General features: G+C 65.3%; 18 protein-coding genes. 2 read left to right on the top strand and 16 right to left on the bottom strand.

From position 1 onward, the window contains the following. Positions 1–43: 43 nt before the first annotated feature. The 4 genes from AB4136_RS30790 to AB4136_RS30775 form a co-directional block, all read right to left on the bottom strand. A complete protein-coding gene (locus tag AB4136_RS30790; RefSeq protein WP_024926311.1) occupies positions 44–1,015 on the bottom strand; it encodes a beta-ketoacyl-ACP synthase III in 972 nt (323 codons plus the stop codon). A gap of 6 nt (positions 1,016–1,021) precedes the next feature. Then, positions 1,022–2,092 (bottom strand): phosphate acyltransferase PlsX, encoded by a 1,071-nt coding sequence (plsX, locus tag AB4136_RS30785; RefSeq protein ID WP_024926310.1) that lies wholly within the window; start codon positions 2,090–2,092, stop codon positions 1,022–1,024. Positions 2,093–2,195: 103 nt separating this feature from the next. After that, complete coding sequence (locus AB4136_RS30780; RefSeq protein ID WP_036253999.1) at positions 2,196–2,747, bottom strand: YceD family protein; 552 nt, start codon at positions 2,745–2,747, stop codon at positions 2,196–2,198. Positions 2,748–2,759: 12 nt separating this feature from the next. Then, on the bottom strand, positions 2,760–3,299 hold the full coding sequence (locus AB4136_RS30775) for a ubiquinol-cytochrome C chaperone family protein (protein ID WP_137900580.1): 540 nt from the start codon (positions 3,297–3,299) through the stop codon (positions 2,760–2,762). A 122-nt stretch (positions 3,300–3,421) separates the two neighbouring features. Here AB4136_RS30775 and AB4136_RS30770 point away from each other — a divergent pair, with 122 nt between their 5' ends. Beyond that, positions 3,422–3,931, top strand: a complete 510-nt coding sequence (locus tag AB4136_RS30770; RefSeq protein ID WP_024926307.1) for an outer membrane protein assembly factor BamE — start codon at positions 3,422–3,424, stop codon at positions 3,929–3,931. A 120-nt stretch (positions 3,932–4,051) separates the two neighbouring features. Here AB4136_RS30770 and AB4136_RS30765 read toward each other — a convergent pair whose 3' ends face one another. Further along, positions 4,052–6,196, bottom strand: coding sequence for a sodium-translocating pyrophosphatase (locus tag AB4136_RS30765; RefSeq protein WP_137900579.1), 2,145 nt, complete (start codon positions 6,194–6,196; stop codon positions 4,052–4,054). A gap of 273 nt (positions 6,197–6,469) precedes the next feature. Beyond that, positions 6,470–6,967 carry a DUF2165 domain-containing protein gene (locus AB4136_RS30760; RefSeq protein ID WP_137900578.1) on the bottom strand — a complete coding sequence of 166 codons (498 nt, stop codon included), beginning with the start codon at positions 6,965–6,967 and terminating at the stop codon, positions 6,470–6,472. A gap of 49 nt (positions 6,968–7,016) precedes the next feature. On the opposite strand from AB4136_RS30760, the gene AB4136_RS30755 reads away from it, so the two are divergent. After that, the gene (locus tag AB4136_RS30755; protein WP_441932109.1) at positions 7,017–7,283 is read left to right on the top strand and encodes a hypothetical protein; all 267 of its coding nucleotides are present in this window, start codon (positions 7,017–7,019) and stop codon (positions 7,281–7,283) included. A gap of 33 nt (positions 7,284–7,316) precedes the next feature. Here the strand turns inward: AB4136_RS30755 and AB4136_RS30750 are convergent, their stop codons facing one another. From AB4136_RS30750 to nrdR, 10 genes are all read right to left on the bottom strand, one after another. Next, positions 7,317–8,066 (bottom strand): ABC transporter permease, encoded by a 750-nt coding sequence (locus AB4136_RS30750; protein ID WP_137900576.1) that lies wholly within the window; start codon positions 8,064–8,066, stop codon positions 7,317–7,319. Beyond that, on the bottom strand, positions 8,063–9,001 hold the full coding sequence (locus AB4136_RS30745; protein WP_137900575.1) for an ABC transporter ATP-binding protein: 939 nt from the start codon (positions 8,999–9,001) through the stop codon (positions 8,063–8,065). The genes AB4136_RS30750 and AB4136_RS30745 overlap by 4 nt, the downstream gene beginning before the upstream one ends. Next, positions 8,998–10,164, bottom strand: a complete 1,167-nt coding sequence (locus AB4136_RS30740) for an ABC transporter permease (protein WP_137900574.1) — start codon at positions 10,162–10,164, stop codon at positions 8,998–9,000. Before AB4136_RS30740 ends, AB4136_RS30745 begins: the two co-directional genes overlap by 4 nt. Before the next feature lie 59 nt (positions 10,165–10,223). Further along, entirely contained in the window at positions 10,224–11,138 is a 915-nt protein-coding gene (gene osmF / locus AB4136_RS30735; RefSeq protein WP_024926300.1) for a glycine betaine ABC transporter substrate-binding protein OsmF, read from the bottom strand. A 155-nt stretch (positions 11,139–11,293) separates the two neighbouring features. Then, positions 11,294–12,505 carry an MFS transporter gene (locus tag AB4136_RS30730; protein WP_137900573.1) on the bottom strand — a complete coding sequence of 404 codons (1,212 nt, stop codon included), beginning with the start codon at positions 12,503–12,505 and terminating at the stop codon, positions 11,294–11,296. Beyond that, positions 12,502–12,999, bottom strand: a complete 498-nt coding sequence (gene nusB, locus AB4136_RS30725; protein ID WP_024926298.1) for a transcription antitermination factor NusB — start codon at positions 12,997–12,999, stop codon at positions 12,502–12,504. Before nusB ends, AB4136_RS30730 begins: the two co-directional genes overlap by 4 nt. Continuing rightward, on the bottom strand, positions 12,996–13,490 hold the full coding sequence (gene ribH, locus AB4136_RS30720; RefSeq protein WP_024926297.1) for a 6,7-dimethyl-8-ribityllumazine synthase: 495 nt from the start codon (positions 13,488–13,490) through the stop codon (positions 12,996–12,998). The genes nusB and ribH overlap by 4 nt, the downstream gene beginning before the upstream one ends. A gap of 94 nt (positions 13,491–13,584) precedes the next feature. After that, positions 13,585–14,202, bottom strand: a complete 618-nt coding sequence (locus AB4136_RS30715; protein WP_137900616.1) for a riboflavin synthase — start codon at positions 14,200–14,202, stop codon at positions 13,585–13,587. Continuing rightward, positions 14,202–15,281, bottom strand: coding sequence for a bifunctional diaminohydroxyphosphoribosylaminopyrimidine deaminase/5-amino-6-(5-phosphoribosylamino)uracil reductase RibD (ribD, locus tag AB4136_RS30710; RefSeq protein WP_137900615.1), 1,080 nt, complete (start codon positions 15,279–15,281; stop codon positions 14,202–14,204). The genes AB4136_RS30715 and ribD overlap by 1 nt, the downstream gene beginning before the upstream one ends. Before the next feature lie 51 nt (positions 15,282–15,332). Next, positions 15,333–15,797 (bottom strand): transcriptional regulator NrdR, encoded by a 465-nt coding sequence (nrdR, locus tag AB4136_RS30705; RefSeq protein ID WP_024926294.1) that lies wholly within the window; start codon positions 15,795–15,797, stop codon positions 15,333–15,335. Positions 15,798–16,384: the final 587 nt, after the last annotated feature.

Genomic DNA, 16,384 nt, shown 5'->3' with positions numbered 1-16,384 from the left:
TAATTGACTCGACAAGGTCAAGGACCGAACCGACCGGTTCGCCTCACCATCTGACGAGCACGGCACCCCAGGTAAAACCGCCGCCCATCGCCTCCAGAAGCACGAGGTCGCCGCGCTTGATCCGCCCGTCCGCAGCTGCGATGGCCAGCGCCAGCGGCACCGATGCGGCCGAAGTGTTGCCGTGCAGATTGACGGTTATCACCACCTTCTCCTCGGCAATGCCGAGCTTCTTGGCGGAAGCGTCGATGATGCGCTTGTTGGCCTGATGCGGCACGAACCAGTCGAGATCGTCGGCGGTGATGCCGGCTTGCGAGAACGTCGCCTCTATGACGTCCGTGATCATGCCCACGGCATGCTTGAAAACCTCGCGCCCCTCCATCCTGAGATGGCCGACCGTGCCGGTGGTCGACGGACCGCCGTCGACATAGAGTTTTTCCTTGTGCGTACCGTCGGAACGCAGGGAGGCAGCCAGAACGCCGCGGTCGGCGATGGTGCCCGCCCCTTCCGTCGCTTCCAGCACCATTGCGCCGGCGCCATCGCCGAACAGAACGCAGGTCGAGCGGTCGCTCCAGTCGAGAATGCGCGAGAATGTCTCGGAGCCGATCACCAGGACACGCTTGGCCAGCCCGGCGCGGATATAGGCATCGGCCGTGGTGACGGCATAGACGAAGCCGGAACACACCGCCTGCATGTCGAAGGCGTAGCCGTGGCGCATGCCGAGCCGCTGCTGGATTTCGACCGCGGTGGCGGGGAACGTGTTGTTGGGCGTCGACGTCGCCAGCACGATCAGGTCGATGTCGTCCGGGGTCAGACCGGCATCGGCAAGTGCGGCGCGCGCCGCCCCCTCGCCGAGCGACGCCGTCGTCTCGTCGTCGGAGGCGATATGGCGCTGGCGGATGCCGGTCCGCTGGGCGATCCACTCGTCCGACGTCTCGACCATGCCTTCGAAATCGGCATTCTTCATGATGCGGCGGGGCAGTGACTGGCCCGTGCCGCGCACGACTGATCTAATCAAGTCTTTTTATCCTTCTTCGTCGGCTGCGACGTCGGACCGTCTGATTGCCGGTGACTGCGGATTACGAGCGTGGAACAGATCGAGATCCGCTTCGATCCGGTCGAGCAGCCGGTTGCGCACCATGTCGTAGGCCAGTTCCACGGCCGCCGCAAACCCCGCCGAATCAGCACCGCCGTGGCTTTTTACCACGACCCCGTTCAGTCCGAGGAAGACACCGCCATTGGAGCGGCTGACATCCATTTTTTCGCGCAAAAGGTCGAAAGCCCCCTTGGCGAAGAGATAGCCGATGCGGGCCATCAGGGTACGGCTCATCGCGGCGCGCAGATAACCGCCGATCTGGCGGGCGGTGCCTTCGGCGGTCTTCAGCGCGATGTTGCCGGCGAAACCTTCGGTCACCACCACGTCGACCGTGCCCTTGCCGATATCGTCGCCCTCGACGAAACCGTGATAGCTCATGGAGGCCATGTTGGCCTCGCGCAGCATGCGCCCGGCTTCCTTGACCTCTTCCTGGCCCTTGACCTCCTCGACGCCGACATTGAGCAGGCCGACGGTCGGCCGCTCGATGCCAAACACGGCACGCGCCATGCCGGTGCCGAGAATGGCGAAATCGATAAGCTGGTGCGCGTCGGCACCGATGGTGGCGCCGACATCCAGCACCACGCTTTCGCCGCGCATGTTCGGCCAGATCGCGGCGATCGCCGGCCGGTCGATGGTGGCCATGGTGCGCAGGCAGAACTTCGACATCGCCATCAGCGCGCCGGTGTTGCCGGCGGAAACGCAGGCGTCGGCCGAACCGGCCTTCACCGCCTCGATCGCCTTCCACATCGACGACTTCCAGCGGCCGTGGCGCAAGGCCTGGCTTGGCTTGTCGTCCATGCGCACGGCGACATCGCAATGGATCAGTTCGCTTTTCTCGGCGAGACCGGGAAATTTCGCCAGTTCCGGCCGCACGACCTCTTCGCGGCCATAAATGGCGAAACGGATGTCCGGGCGGCGGGTGGCGACTATCTGGAGCGCCGGGATGACCACGTTGGGTCCGTGGTCACCGCCCATGGCATCGATGGAAATTTTAATCACGCGTTGTTCATCTCGTGTGTTGGCTTCGGGCCATCATGACTTTTGGCGAAAATAGCGGTTTTGAGTCTCCACACAACCGGCTTTTGTCGCCTTCCCGCTGCTTTCAGGATTTTCCGAGCAGCGATTTGAGCTTCCGCTGGAATTCGCTTTCGGGCTCGGCCTCGTCCGGGGCGAGTTCCAACTCCACGCCGGGCTTGCGGGGATAAGGGTCGATTCCCAGTCCGAAAAACTGCTCGGCCAGCGCGCCGACATCGATGGTGTCGCCCGAGAACGTCTCCGGACTGTCCGGCCCGTCGGCATCGATCAGGATCTCGCCGCCGCCCTCGAAGCCCTGCCGGCCAAGCTTTGATTCTTCCGGCAGGAACAGACCCTCGACCGCTTCGTCGATATGCGTCGTCACCGGCTCCAGCGTCACCACGCAGGCCTGGGTGATGTCGGCCTCGACGCTGCCGCTGACCTTCACGCCATGCCGTTTCCAGGGCGTCACCAGGAGATCGGCGACATACCGTTCGACCGACTGCAGTTCATGGTCCTTGGCCAGCGCCTCGCGTTGCGCGGCAGTGGCTTCGATGCGCACAGGCATGCCTTTTTGCGGCAAACGCGAGACATGCGCCTCGAACGATACCGAACTTCTGGAACCGGGTTCGTTTTGCATGATCATCATCCTTCAACCGGCCGCCGCCGGAAAGACGACCGTGCCGGTGCAGATCGTCGCGGTCGGCTGGGCGGCCAATTCATCCCTCGCCCGCATCACATAGGCGGCCAGCGCCGCGGCCTCCGGCCATTCCGCGACATCGGGGCGGACATTGCGGCCGAGCGCTGCGCCGAGATCGCCCGCGTCGTTGCGCTCCAGCGCGTCGGCATAGGCGGCGGTGCGGCCATAATACATCTTGGCGAGCTTCTTCATCCGCTTCGGCACGCCGACATCGCTGATGCCGAGCTCGCGCAGCGAATGATCGACATCGGTGAAGAACTCGTCGATCAGCACCTGGGCGACGTCGGCGGCGACGCCGCTTTCGCCATGCAGGCGATGCTGGAACAGGAACATGTGCAGCGACAGCATCTCGAAACGACCGAGTGGCATATCCGGCACATTCCAGTCCGAATAAAAGAAAGTTTGCCGCGCCGCCGCCACGATTTGTCCGTACAGCGCCTCGGTGATGGCGCGGTTGGCATGGCGTTCGCGGCCGAACAGGCGCTGAAACATTGGGGACGGTCTCCCAGGGACCTGTTTGTTAAGGCACGATTGTTGCATCGGCGGCTAAGCTGGTTTACCGGTTTTGCCGCCTCGCGCAAGCCGGTGCCCGAGAGCGGACTATGGAGTTGTTGTTGCGCGCGCTGAAATTCAAGTCGACCGCCTTGGCAGGTCCCGCTTCCGTCGCCTCGATGCTGATCGTCGTATCGGCGCTCTCTGGCTGCAATTCGTCCAAGATGTTCGGGGACCTGACCCCCGGCGAGACGCTGACCCAGGGCTATGTCGTCGACCAGCAGACGCTGGATTCGGTGCCGGTCGGCTCCAGCCGCGAACAGGTGCTCCTGTCTCTGGGCACGCCGTCCACCACCGCGACCTTCGACAACGAGGTCTTCTATTACATTTCCCAGACGCGCCGCCGCCCGGTCGCCTTCGCCAATCCCGGCGTGGTCGACCAGAAGGTACTGGCCGTCTATTTCGGCGCCGACAACCGCGTCGCCCGCATCGCCAATTACGGCCTCAAGGACGGCAGGGTGTTCGACTTCATCTCGCGCACGACGCCGACCGGCGGCAAGGACCAGAACTTCCTCGGCCAGATCATTTCCGGCGCCGGCAAGCTCAAGCCGAGCGCTGGCTCGCTGCTCTAGGCGCGCGGGCTACGCCCACAGCACCATCGTCCATGAAAAAACCCGCAGGATCGCTCCCGCGGGTTTTTTTGATTTGTCGCCGCCGCCCGGCCAATGCGACCGGGCGGAGGTTCTTGCGCGTCAGCCGTGGGCGAGCACTGCCAGAAGCAGCAGCGCCACGATGTTGGTGATCTTGATCGCCGGGTTGACGGCCGGACCAGCGGTATCCTTGTAGGGATCGCCGACGGTGTCGCCGGTCACCGAAGCCTTGTGCGCCTCGGAACCCTTCAGGTGCTTGACGCCGTCCTTGTCGACGAAACCGTCCTCGAACGACTTCTTGGCGTTGTCCCAGGCACCGCCGCCGGAGGTCATCGAGATGGCCACGAACAGGCCGTTGACGATGACGCCGAGCAGCGAGGCGCCGAGCGCCGCGAAGGCCGAGGCCTTGGAGCCGGAGATCAAAAGCACGCCGAAATAGACGACCAGCGGCGCCAGCACCGGCAGCAGCGACGGGATGATCATCTCCTTGATCGCCGCCTTGGTCAAAAGGTCGACGGCGCGGGCATAATTGGGCTTGGACGTGCCCTTCATGATGCCCGGATCCTCGCGGAACTGCTTGCGCACTTCCTCGACGATCGCGCCTGCGGCACGGCCGACGGCGGTCATGGCGATGCCGCCGAACAGATAGGGGATCAGGCCGCCGAAGATCAGGCCGGCAACCACATAGGGGTTCGACAGGTCGAAGGAGATCGTGCCGACATTGGCGAAGTAAGGATATTGCGCGGCATTGGCCGCGAAATATTGCAGGTCGTTCGAATAGGCGGCGAACAGCACCAGCGCGCCGAGGCCGGCCGAACCGATGGCATACCCCTTGGTGACCGCCTTGGTGGTGTTGCCGACCGCATCGAGCGCGTCGGTGGAATGACGCACTTCCTTCGGCATGCCCGACATTTCGGCGATACCGCCGGCATTGTCGGTGACCGGGCCGAACGCGTCGAGCGCCACGATCATGCCGGCAAGGCCGAGCATGGTGGTGACTGCGATGGCCGTGCCGAACAGGCCGGCCAGCTGATAGGTGCCGATGATGCCGCCGACGATGACGATGGCCGGCAGCGCCGTCGATTCCAGCGAGACCGCGAGGCCCTGGATGACGTTGGTGCCGTGACCGGTGACCGAGGCCTGGGCGATCGAATTGACCGGGCGCTTGTTGGTGCCGGTGTAGTATTCGGTGATCACCACGATCAGCGCCGTCACCAAGAGGCCGACCAGCCCGCAGATGAACAGCTTGGTGCCGTTGACCGGATGCTGCCCGGCAGCGGCCTGGATGTCGCCCCAGCCGATGGTCATCGAGGTGGCGGCACCTAGGCCGACGATGGAGAGCAGGCCGGTGACGATCAGGCCCTTGTAGAGCGCGCCCATGATGGAGCCGTTCGACCCCAGCTTGACGAAGAAGGTGCCGATGATCGAGGTGACGATGCAGGCGCCGCAGATGACGAGCGGGTAGAGCATCATGCTCGACAGAACGGGCGTGCCGGCAAAGAAGATCGCCGCAAGCACCATGGTGGCGACCACGGTCACCGCATAGGTCTCGAACAGGTCGGCCGCCATGCCGGCGCAGTCGCCGACATTGTCGCCCACATTGTCGGCGATCGTGGCCGGGTTGCGCGGATCATCTTCCGGAATTCCGGCTTCGACCTTGCCGACCAGATCGCCGCCGACATCGGCACCCTTGGTGAAGATGCCGCCGCCGAGACGGGCGAAGATCGAGATGAGCGAAGCGCCGAAGCCGAGCGCCACCAGCGAATCGATGACCTTGCGGTCGCCGGGGGCCAGGCCGAGCGGGCCGGTCAGCACCCAGTAGTAGACGGAGACGCCGAGCAGCGCGAGGCCGGCCACCAGAAGGCCGGTGATGGCACCCGACTTGAAGGCGATGTCGAGACCGGCCGCCAGGCTGTTCGATGCAGCCTGCGCGGTGCGCACATTGGCGCGCACCGAAACGTGCATGCCTATGAAGCCAGCGGCGCCCGAAAGCACGGCGCCGACCAGGAAACCGATCGCAGCGGTACCCGAAAGCAGCCACCAGGCCAGCAGGAACACGACGACCCCGACAATGGCGATGGTGGTGTACTGGCGCGCCAGATAGGCTTGCGCGCCCTCGCGGATGGCCGCGGCGATTTCCTGCATGCGGGCGTTGCCCTGATCGGATGCCAGTACGGACTGCGTAGCCCATATGGCGTAGACGATCGAAAGCACGCCGCAGAGGATGACGACAAAAAGCATACTCATGTGCGGATTTTTCCTCGATCTGTGGCCCGGCAGACCTCCTCCCCCGGGCCGTGGAACCGAACCGGGGCTCTGAGCAGAGTCCCGACCCCTCGCAGCGATTTATGCAGAGCCGCGGTCTCGACCGTCAAGCCGGCGTGCGACATTTGCCCGCATTTCCTTGCGACACTTTAGCGCGGTCTTGTTGGGCCAGTCGGCCTGTCCGCACCAAGGTGGTGAACGCCGGCGCCGTCGTTTCGCGGCGCCGGCGACGAGCCCCGATAGGACGACCCCTTGTTAATCGGCCAGATCGTGGTCCGGCTGCATGACGTAAATCAGCACGACAAGCATGGTCATGTAGAACTTGAAAGCCGCTTCCTGGCCGTTCCAGGTCTTTGACTGCCACATGGCAAACCATTCGCCGCCAATCGCCATGAAGCCGAAATACCATACGAGAAAGCCCATGGTGGTGGCGACGATCGCGAAATTCTTGGCCTTGTTGAACGCTGCCCCGCTGCCGTTGCGGGCGCTCCACAGGTTCCATGCGGCGATCAGGAAGAGCACGCAGGTCAACGCCTCGCCGGCGATGATCAACCAGTAGCCGGCTGTCCAAAGCGCCGGATTGGTAATGGAGCGGTACATCAATGCGTTGCCAGGGAACGTCGTGTCCATGGACAGCACGTGTTGGACAAAGGCGAAGTTCGAGCCATAGTCGGTGATGTTGCCAAAGGCGACAAGGAAGGCGAAAACCGCCAGACACAGGCACATGATGATCTTGGAAAGACGTGACGTCATGGCAAAAGCCCCTTCTGCTTTCGATGGTGCAAGTCACGGTGACGGAAGATTGCCGAGTCCCGCCCGGCACGCAATCCATCCCGTCGTCATCGCCTTGACCGCGACCGCGAGCCGCCACGCTGCCGCCCACGGCCTTTCGGCGACGCTTGCGGCCTTGCAACTGCCGGAAACCTGCGCGGTGGATGATCTTGTCTCACTGGAAAACGCCGCCGATCATCACGCGTTTTCCATCATCCGGCGCCGTTGGATCGCGGATAGCAGCGGGACAAGGCTGGAAATCACGCTCGACCATCCCGCGGCGGCATCCCGACGCTGAAGGACGACGGCCGTTCGGCCCAGCCTGAGGCGGTTAAAGGCCCGACAGACCCATGCGGCGCGCCGCCACGCGTTCCAACGCGACCAGGCCGTCATAGATGAAGACGGCGAGCCCGGCGACGATCAGGCCGCCTTGCACGACGAAGGCGAGATTGTTGGAGATGAGGCCAGCGATGATGACCTCACCCAAAGTCTTGGCCGCCACCGTGGAACCGATCGTCGCGGTAGCCAGGCTGATGACCACCGAAAGCCGGATGCCGGCCAGGATGACCGGCAGGCTGAGCGGCAGCTCCACCTTGAGCAGTCGCTGACGACTGGTCATGCCGGCCCCCCTCGCCGCCTCAACCACATTGCCCGGCAGCGTGGTGAGACCGGTCAGCGCGTTCTCGAAGATCGGCAGCAGGCCGTAGAGGAAGAGCGCGATCAGCGTCGGCTTCTCGCCGAAGCCGACCGCCGGCACGGTCAGCGCCAGCACCGCCACCGGCGGGAAGGTCTGGCCGATATTGACCAGGCTGCGCGACAGCGGCAGGAATTCGGCGCCGAAGGGCCGTGTCACCAGGATCGCCAGCCCGATGGCGACGATGATTGCTCCGAGCGTAGCGACCGCCACTGTGCCCAGATGCTGCAAGGTGAGCGTCAACAGGCTGCCCTGATTGTAGATCGCCGGCGCGTTGTTTTCCGTCAGCGGCTTGAGCAACGGCTCGAACCAGTCCGGGCTGACGATGAACGCCACCAGGATCACGAACAGCGCCAACCGCAACAGTGCGGGCAGGAACCGTCTCATGCCGGTCTCGCCGCCAGTTTGACCAGCCCATCCACGGTGACCCGACCGAGCGCCTTGCCGTCGGCGCCCTTGACCGGCAATGCGGGACGACCCGACCACAAAAGCTCGGCCAGCGCGTCGCGCTGGCTGGCCTCGGCGGGGATGGCCTCGCCTTCCGCCGTACCCTTCTCGACCGCATCGGCGACGCGGCCGAGCGACAGGAGCCGGAACGGCCGCTCGGACGAGCCGACCAGTGTCTCGACGAAGGAACTGGCCGGTTTCGCCAGGATCTCGGCGGGCTTGGCATATTGCACCAGCTTGCCGCCATCCATGACGGCGATCTTGTGGCCGAGATGCACCGCCTCCTCCATGTCGTGCGTAACCAGGATGATGGTGGTGCCGAAATGCTTCTGGATCGCCAGCAGGTCTTCCTGCGCCTTGGTGCGGATGATCGGGTCGAGCGCGCCGAACGGCTCGTCCATCAAAAGCACGTTGGGCTTGGCGGCCAGCGCGCGCGCCACACCGACGCGTTGCTGCTGACCGCCGGACAATTCGTGCGGATAGCGCGGGCCGAAGGCGGCGGGATCGAGCTGGAACAGGCGCAGCAACTCGTCGACGCGCTCGTCGATACGCTCCTTGTCCCAGCCGAGCAGCAGCGGCACGGTGGCGATGTTCTGGGCCACCGTGCGGTGCGGGAACAGGCCATGGCCCTGGATGGCATAGCCGATCGAGCGGCGCAGTTCGTAGTCGGGCAGCGAATGGTTGTCGACGCCGTCCAGCTTGATCGTGCCGGAGGTCGGCTCGACCAGCCGGTTGATCATGCGCAACAGCGTCGTCTTGCCCGACCCCGACGTGCCGACGATGGCGGCGATGGTGCGCGGCTCGATCACCATCGAGACATCGTCGACCACGGTCTGGTCGTCATAACGCTTGGTGATGTTTTCGATCTCGATCATGCTACCGCTTCCCTGCGCCGTCTCGTTGCGGTCAGTTCGATGATGGCGTCGAGCACGATGCCCGCCGCGAAGGCCAGCGCCACGGTTGGCACGGCACCGAGCAGAACAAGGTCCATCGCCGTCTGGCCGACGCCCTGGAACACAAAAACCCCGAAACCGCCGCCGCCGATCAATGCGGCGATGGTGGCGAGCCCGACGTTCTGGACCAGCACGATGCGGATGCCGGTCAAAATCACCGGAAAGGCCAGCGGGAACTCGACGTCGAACAGGCGCTGCCGGCTGGTCATGCCCATGCCGCGCGCCGCCTCGTTTGCGGCCTGCGGCACGCCGGCCAGTCCCACCACGGTGTTGGCGACGACCGGCAGCAGCGAATAGAGGAACAGCGCCACGAAGGCCGGCGCGGTGCCGATGCCGCGAATGCCGAGCGCCGCCGCCCCCGGCACATGCAGCGCCACCCAGCCGAGCGGCGCGATCAGCATGCCGAACAGCGCGATCGACGGGATCGTCTGGATGATGTTGAGCACGTTGAGCACCGCCGCCTTCATCGGCTCGACCCGGTGGCACAGGATGCCCAGCGGCAGGCCGACGACAACCGCCGCAGCCAGCGAACCCAGCGCCAGCGTCAGATGCTTGCGCGCTTCGGCCCAGAAGCTGCCAGCGCGATTGGCATATTCCTTGAGGATTGAAAGGCTGTCCCAGCTGCCCGAGGCGAGCAGGATGCCGATCGCAACCGCGGCGATCACAAGAATGCCGATGCGCGCCAGCGGCGACAGCTCGAGCCGGGTCAGGACGTCGGCCAAGAGCAGCGTGAAGGCGAAGATCAGCAGCCAGAAGCCGGAAGCCGGCGAGATACGGGCGAAGGTATTGCCGGCCGGGGTCAAAAAGGTGCCGGCGGCGCCGATCGCCAGCGCCAGCGCGCCAAGCACGGCCACGCTTGCCACCAGACGCCAGATCAATGGCGTCTTCACGAGCGCCACGACGGTCGCGACAACCACCAGCGCCAAAAGCAGCGCCCCACTGCCCGATGGGAGTGCCTCGACGATGGATCGCCCTTGCCCCGGCACGATGCGATTGGCACGGAACGTGGCAAACGGCGCCAGGAACGCCGCATAGGCGGCAATCGCGGCGATCACAACGCCCAGCTTGTCGAAGCGAATGCCCACAATGCCTGTCCCCGGCGAACCGGCGCCCGTTCAGCGGGCGCCGGCAAGCTCTTCATGCCTTACTTCAGGAAGCCGTTTTTCTTCAGGAAGTCCTCGGCAACCGCCTTGGCCGGCTCGCCACCGACCTGGACGCGGCCGTTCAGTTCCTGCAGCGTCACCAGATCGAGCTTCTCGAAGACCGGCTTCAGGAGGTCGGCGATCTTCGGATTTTCCTTCAGCACCGCCTCGCGGATGATTGGCGTCGGCTGATAGACCGGCTGCACGTTCTTGTCGTCGGCGAGCACCACCAGCCCGGACGGCGCGATGCCGCCGTCGGTGCCGTAGACCATCGCCGCATTGGCGCCATTGGTCTGGTTGGCGGCGGCGCCGATGGTGGCCGCCGTGTCGCCGCCCGAAAGCGTGATCAGTTGATCCGACTTCAGCTTGAAGCCGTAGGTGGTCTGGAAAGCCGGCAGGGCCGCCGCCGAATTGACGAACTCGGCCGAGGCCGCCAGCACCACCTTGCCGCCACCGGAGACGTATTTGCCGAAGTCGCTGAGCGAGGCCAGCTTGTTGGCATCGGCGACATCCTTGCGCAACGCGATCGCCCAGGTGTTGTTGGCCGGCGACGGCGTCAGCCAGACGATCTTGTTGGCGTCGTATTCAAGCTTCTTGGCCGCTTCGTAACCCTTGGCCGCATCCTTCCAGATCGGATCGTCGGCCTTCTCGAAGAAGAAGGCGGCGTTGCCCGTATATTCGGGATAAATGTCGATCTCGCCGGCGATGATCGCCTTGCGCACCACCGGCGTGGCGCCGAGCTGGATGCGGTCGACGGTCTTGATGCCGTTGGCGTTCAGCACCGACTGGATGATGTTGCCCAGCACCCCGCCCTCGGTGTCGATCTTGGAGGAAACGACGACGTCGGCGGCATTGGCCGAGGCGACGGAAAGGCCGAACGCCACGAGCGCGCCGGCGAAAAACCTGGTTGAAGACATGGCGGCAAATCCCTCTGATGGAACCGGAAACGATTATTGCATATCGCACGACCCAGACGGCCAGTCGGGGCATACGGTTTCATAAGATGGAGGGTAAGCGCAATATTTTTATCTGGGCCGCGCGCGTTCGCGGCACCTATCCCGACAGCGTCGTGTCAGTTGGCTGCGCGCAAAGCCGTCATGCGAAGCCCGCCGAGCGCGACAAGGCACAGAAGCGATATCGGAAACACCACCCAGGCCAGCATGTTCCAGCCCCAGGCATTGTAGACCGCTCCTGACATCAGCGAGGCGAACGCCACCGCACCGAACAGCACGAGGTCGTGGAAACCCTGGATGGTTCCCTTCTCTTCCGGCCGGTAGCTTTCCGTCACCATGGCGGTCGAACCGATGAAGCCGAAATTCCAGCCGAGCCCAAGCAGGATCAGCGTGGTCCAGAACTGCCACAGCTGGATTCCCGAGAGCGCCACCACTGCGCAGGCGATCAACAAAACGAAGCCGATCGCCACGATGGCCGGAGCGCCGAAACGGTGAATGAGCCGCCCGGTAAAGAAGCTCGGCCCGAACATGGCCATTACGTGCCAGGAGATGCCGAGCGTCGCCTCGTCCGACGAGAGGCCGCAGCCGACCATGGCCAACGGCGCGCCGGTCATGACGAAGGTCATCAGCGTATAGGAGCCGACCGCGCACAAAAGCGCGATGAAGAAGCGCGGCTGGCTGATGATTTCGGCAAGCGGGCGACCACCGTCAGCGGCGACCTCGACGGTCTTGGTCGCATGGTTGGGGCGCAGGAAGAACAGGATCGCCGCGCCCAAGGCCACCAGGCCGAGGATCGAGGCAAAGGCGCCGGCAAAAGGCACCGGCGCCAGAAGGTCCTTGGTGAAGATCACCACCTGGGGGCCGAGGATGGCGGTTATGATGCCGCCGGCCAGGACGAAGGAAATGGCGCGCGCCTTGAATTCAGGCGGGGCGTTGTCGGCGGCGGCGAAGCGGAATTGCTGCACGAAGGCAGCACCCGCGCCGATGACCAGCAGGCCGAAGACGAACAGCCAGAAGCTCGACTGGAACAGGGCGATGGTGGCGACGAGCCCGCCAAGCCCGGTCACGCCCGTGCCGACCAGAAATCCGTCGCGATGGCCGAGCTTGCGGATCAGCGCCGCCGAAGGCAGCGCGCCCACGGCCAGGCCGACCGAGTAACCGGTGAGCGGAGCGGTGGCCAGCGACTTGTCCGGCCCCAGCATGTATTCGCCGGCCAGCGCGCCGAGCGCGAAACAGATCGGCCCGGCCGAGCCCAACACCGCCTGCGCGGCGGACAGGATGTAGGCGGTGCGGCGCGCCTCGTTTTGTGCGGCCGCCGTCACCACGCTCATCGTGCGTCCTTGCCTCTTCCCTCGCCGCGCATGCGGCGCGCCACACGGTCGAGCACGGCGTTGACCAGCTTCGGCTCGTCCTCGGAATAGAAGGCCTTGGCGATGTCGACATATTCGGAGACGATGACCGCCACCGGCACGTCCTCGCGCTTCATCAACTCGTAGACGCCTGCGCGCAGGATGGCGCGCAGCGTCGAATCGAGCCGCGACAGCGGCCAGTCGTCGGTCAGCGCCTGGCGGATCACCGGATCGACCGTCTTCTGGTTCTCCACCACGCCGGCCAGGATGGCGCGGAACCACTGCGCATCAGCCTCGCGGTAAAGCGCGCCGTCGACTTCCTTGCCGAGCCGGAAGGCCTCGTATTCGGCGGTGATCTCTAGCAGGCCGGAGCCGGCGACGTCCATCTGGTAGAGCGCCTGCACGGCGGCAAGCCGAGCGGCACCGCGCTTGTTGGCCTGGCGCGGAACGGAGCCGGGCTCGGACGGTTCGGTCACGATTGCGCTCCCAGTCTGTCTTTCAGCGCGATCATGGTGAGCGCGGCGCGCGCGGCGAAACCGCCCTTGTCGCCTTCGCTCTTCCTGGCGCGCACCCAGGCCTGTTCGTCGTTCTCGGTGGTCAGGATGCCGTTGCCGATGCAAAGCGATTCCTGCACCGAAAGGTCCATCAGCGCGCGGCTCGATTCGTTGGCCACGATGTCGAAATGATAGGTGTCGCCGCGAATGATCGAACCCAGCGCGACGAAACCGTCATACACCTTGCCGCCCTCGGCCATGCCGTCGAGCGCGAAGGCGATGACCGCCGGAATTTCCAGGGAACCCGGAACCGTGACGATGTCGCAGGTTGCGCCGGCTTCCTTGAGCGCGCTGGTGGCGCCGTCGAGCAGCGCGTCGGCGAGGTCGTCGTGGAAACGCGCCTCGATGATGAGTAGATGGGCGTTCCGCTCGGGACGGATGAACGCCTTGCCGTGTTGGGATATGCCAGCCATGAAGGTCTCCGGGATTGCCGGTGACTTAGGCCGAAGCGGCGGCGGGCGCAAGCGACGTTTCAGTGTCTTGGCCGGCCGGCGGCGTTCGGCTCCGTCAGAGCCCCTCTTTAGCGGCCTCCACCAGGCGCGCCGCATAACGCGCCATGGTGTCGATCTCGAGATTGACGCGGTCGCCTGCCTGCCGGTCCGCCCAGGTGGTGACCTGCAGCGAATGGTGGATCAGAAGCACGTCGAAGCGTGTGCCTTCCACCTTGTTGACGGTGAGCGAGGTGCCGTCCAACGCCACCGACCCCTTCGGCGCGATGAACCTGGCGAGTTCGCGCGGCGCTTCCAGCGTGAAACGCACGGCCTCGCCCTCGTCCTCCCGCGCCAGGATAGTGGCGGTGCCGTCGACATGGCCGGACACGATATGGCCGCCCAGTTCGTCGCCGATCTTCAGCGCCCGTTCCAGATTGATGCGCGTGCCGGCCTGCCAGCCGGACGCCGTCGTCAGCCTCAGCGCCTCTTCCCACGCCTCGACCTCGAACCAGCGGGCGTTCGAGCCCTGTTCGGGCAGCGCCGTCACCGTCAGGCAGACGCCGCCGCAGGAGATCGAGGCGCCGATGTCGATGGTGGCGGGATCGTATCTGGTGTCGATGCGCAGGCCGACGCCTTCCTTGCGCGGGCTGACGGCGGCGACGGTGCCGATGTCGGTGACGATGCCGGTGAACATCAGTAGATATCCCTTATCCATTCGGTGGCGCGATCCTCGCCGAAGCGGGTCTCGCGCAATTTGCGGAATCCGGCCGGAATGCTGCCCGCGTCGACGGGCGAGGCAATGCCGCCCTCGCCGATCGCCTCCGGCCCGGTGAACAGCACGATACGGTCGACCAAGCCCTCGTCGAGAAAGGCTTTCGCCACCTCCGCGCCGCCCTCGACCAGCACACTCGCCATGCCGAGCGCGGCCAGATCCTCCATGAGTTCCGGCAAGGCGACGCGGCCATCGATCGTCTCGGTGCCGATGAAGCGCACGCCGCGCCGTTCGAGCGCCGCCCGCCGATGCGGGTCGGCCTCGGCGCAGGCGGCGATGTAGAGCGGCACACGGTCAGCCTCGGCCACCAGCTTGGCGTTTTCCGGCAACCGGATGTGGCGGTCGAGCACGATGCGCGCCGGCGAATGTGTCTCCAGTCCGGGCAATCGCACGGTGAGCGCCGGATCGTCCTCCAGCGCGGTGCCGATACCGATCAGCACCGCGTCGGTTTCCGCCCGGATCAGATGCACCTCGCGCCGCGCCGCGTCGCCGGTGATCGATATCTGGCCGTCGCCCTTGCGGCCGATCATGCCGTCGGCCGACAGCGCAAGTTTCAGAACCACTTCAGGCCGCTTCTTGAGCGACCGGTTCATATAACCGGCCATCTGTTCGGCGGCTTCCTCGGCGAGCAGCCGCTCGACCACTTCGACGCCGGCGGTCCTCAGAATGGCGTAGCCCTTGCCGGACACCCGCGGATCGGGGTCGCTGGCGGCCCCGACCACCCGGGCGATGCCGGCCGAAACCAGCGCGTTGGCGCAAGGCGGCGTGCGGCCGTGATGCGCACAGGGCTCCAGCGTCACATAGGCGGTGGCGCCTTGCGCCAGCGGGCCGGCCTCGGCCAGGGCCTCGGTCTCGGCATGCGGACGCCCGCCGATCGCGGTTACTCCGGTGCCGACGATCATCGGGCCATTGCCGTCGTCGCGCACGATGATGGTGCCGACGGAGGGGTTGGTGGCGGTGCGGCCAAGATTGCGCCGCGACAGGCGGATCGCCGCCGCCATGAAACGGCGGTCGAGGGCGTGCTGTTCTGGGCTGCTGTGCGAAACCACGGTCTAGCCGGCGTCCTCGTCGCCCTTCAGCTCGCCGAGCACGTCATGGAAATCCTTGGCTTCGCGGAAATTGCGATAGACCGAGGCGAACCGCACATAAGCGACGTCGTCCAGCGACTTCAACGCGTCCATCACCAGGCGCCCGACCTCGGCCGAGGGAATCTCGGTCTCGCCCGAGCTTTCGAGCTGGCGCACGATGCCGGTGACGGCGCGGTCGATGCGGTCGGGATCGACATTGCGCTTGCGCACCGCCGTCTCGACCGAGCGGGCGAGCTTGTCGCGGTCGAACGGCACCTTGCGGCCCGATTTCTTGACGACGACCAGATCGCGCAGCTGCACGCGCTCGAAAGTGGTGAAACGACCGCCGCAATCGGGGCAGACGCGGCGCCGGCGGATGGCGGCGCCATCCTCGGCGGGACGCGAATCCTTCACCTGCGTGTCTTCGGACTGGCAATAGGGGCAGCGCATGGTGAGCCTTGGCTAGCGATTCTGATTGCGCGGGAGGCTAGAGCCTTTCGGCACAAGTAGGAAGCGCGGATGCGGAATCCAATCGGTCAGTCGCGCTTGTGGTCTTCGACCGGCGGCCCGCAGTCGCGGGCTTGTCCCATCCCACGCCTTCGTCATTCCGGGCCAGCGAGGCGAAGCCGAGCGCCGACCCGGAACCCATTGAGCAGCGCGGCCGGGAACGAAGGTCGCGCTGATGAGAACGAAACGCACAGCGCCGGGTCGGCTGTCTGAACGGTTCAGGACGAGGACCGGGCCGTGCCCGACGACGGGCGGCCAATGGGTTCCGGCTCTCGCTGCGCTCGGCCGGAATGACGGCGGCGGTGCAGTCGCGTCGGCGCGATGACGCGATGACGCGTTGATACACTTATTCATCGCCACGCCCGCTTTCGCGTCTGGCCATTGTCAAAAAACACTCCCCTTGAGGGAGGTGGGAAGCGGGGCGCCGGGTCGGTGCCTCACGCTATTTAGATGCTGGCGCCTTCCGGGCGCCCCGCCAGTGTTCTTGCCCCGGACCGACCTCGCCGTCGTTCGCGACGGCAGCGACGGCA

It is taken from the genome of Mesorhizobium sp. 2RAF21, assembly GCF_052115345.1.
GTDB lineage: Bacteria > Pseudomonadota > Alphaproteobacteria > Rhizobiales > Rhizobiaceae > Mesorhizobium > Mesorhizobium terrae.
The sequence above is the reverse complement of the archived record's forward strand: the minus strand, read 5'-3'. Positions and strand labels throughout refer to the sequence as shown.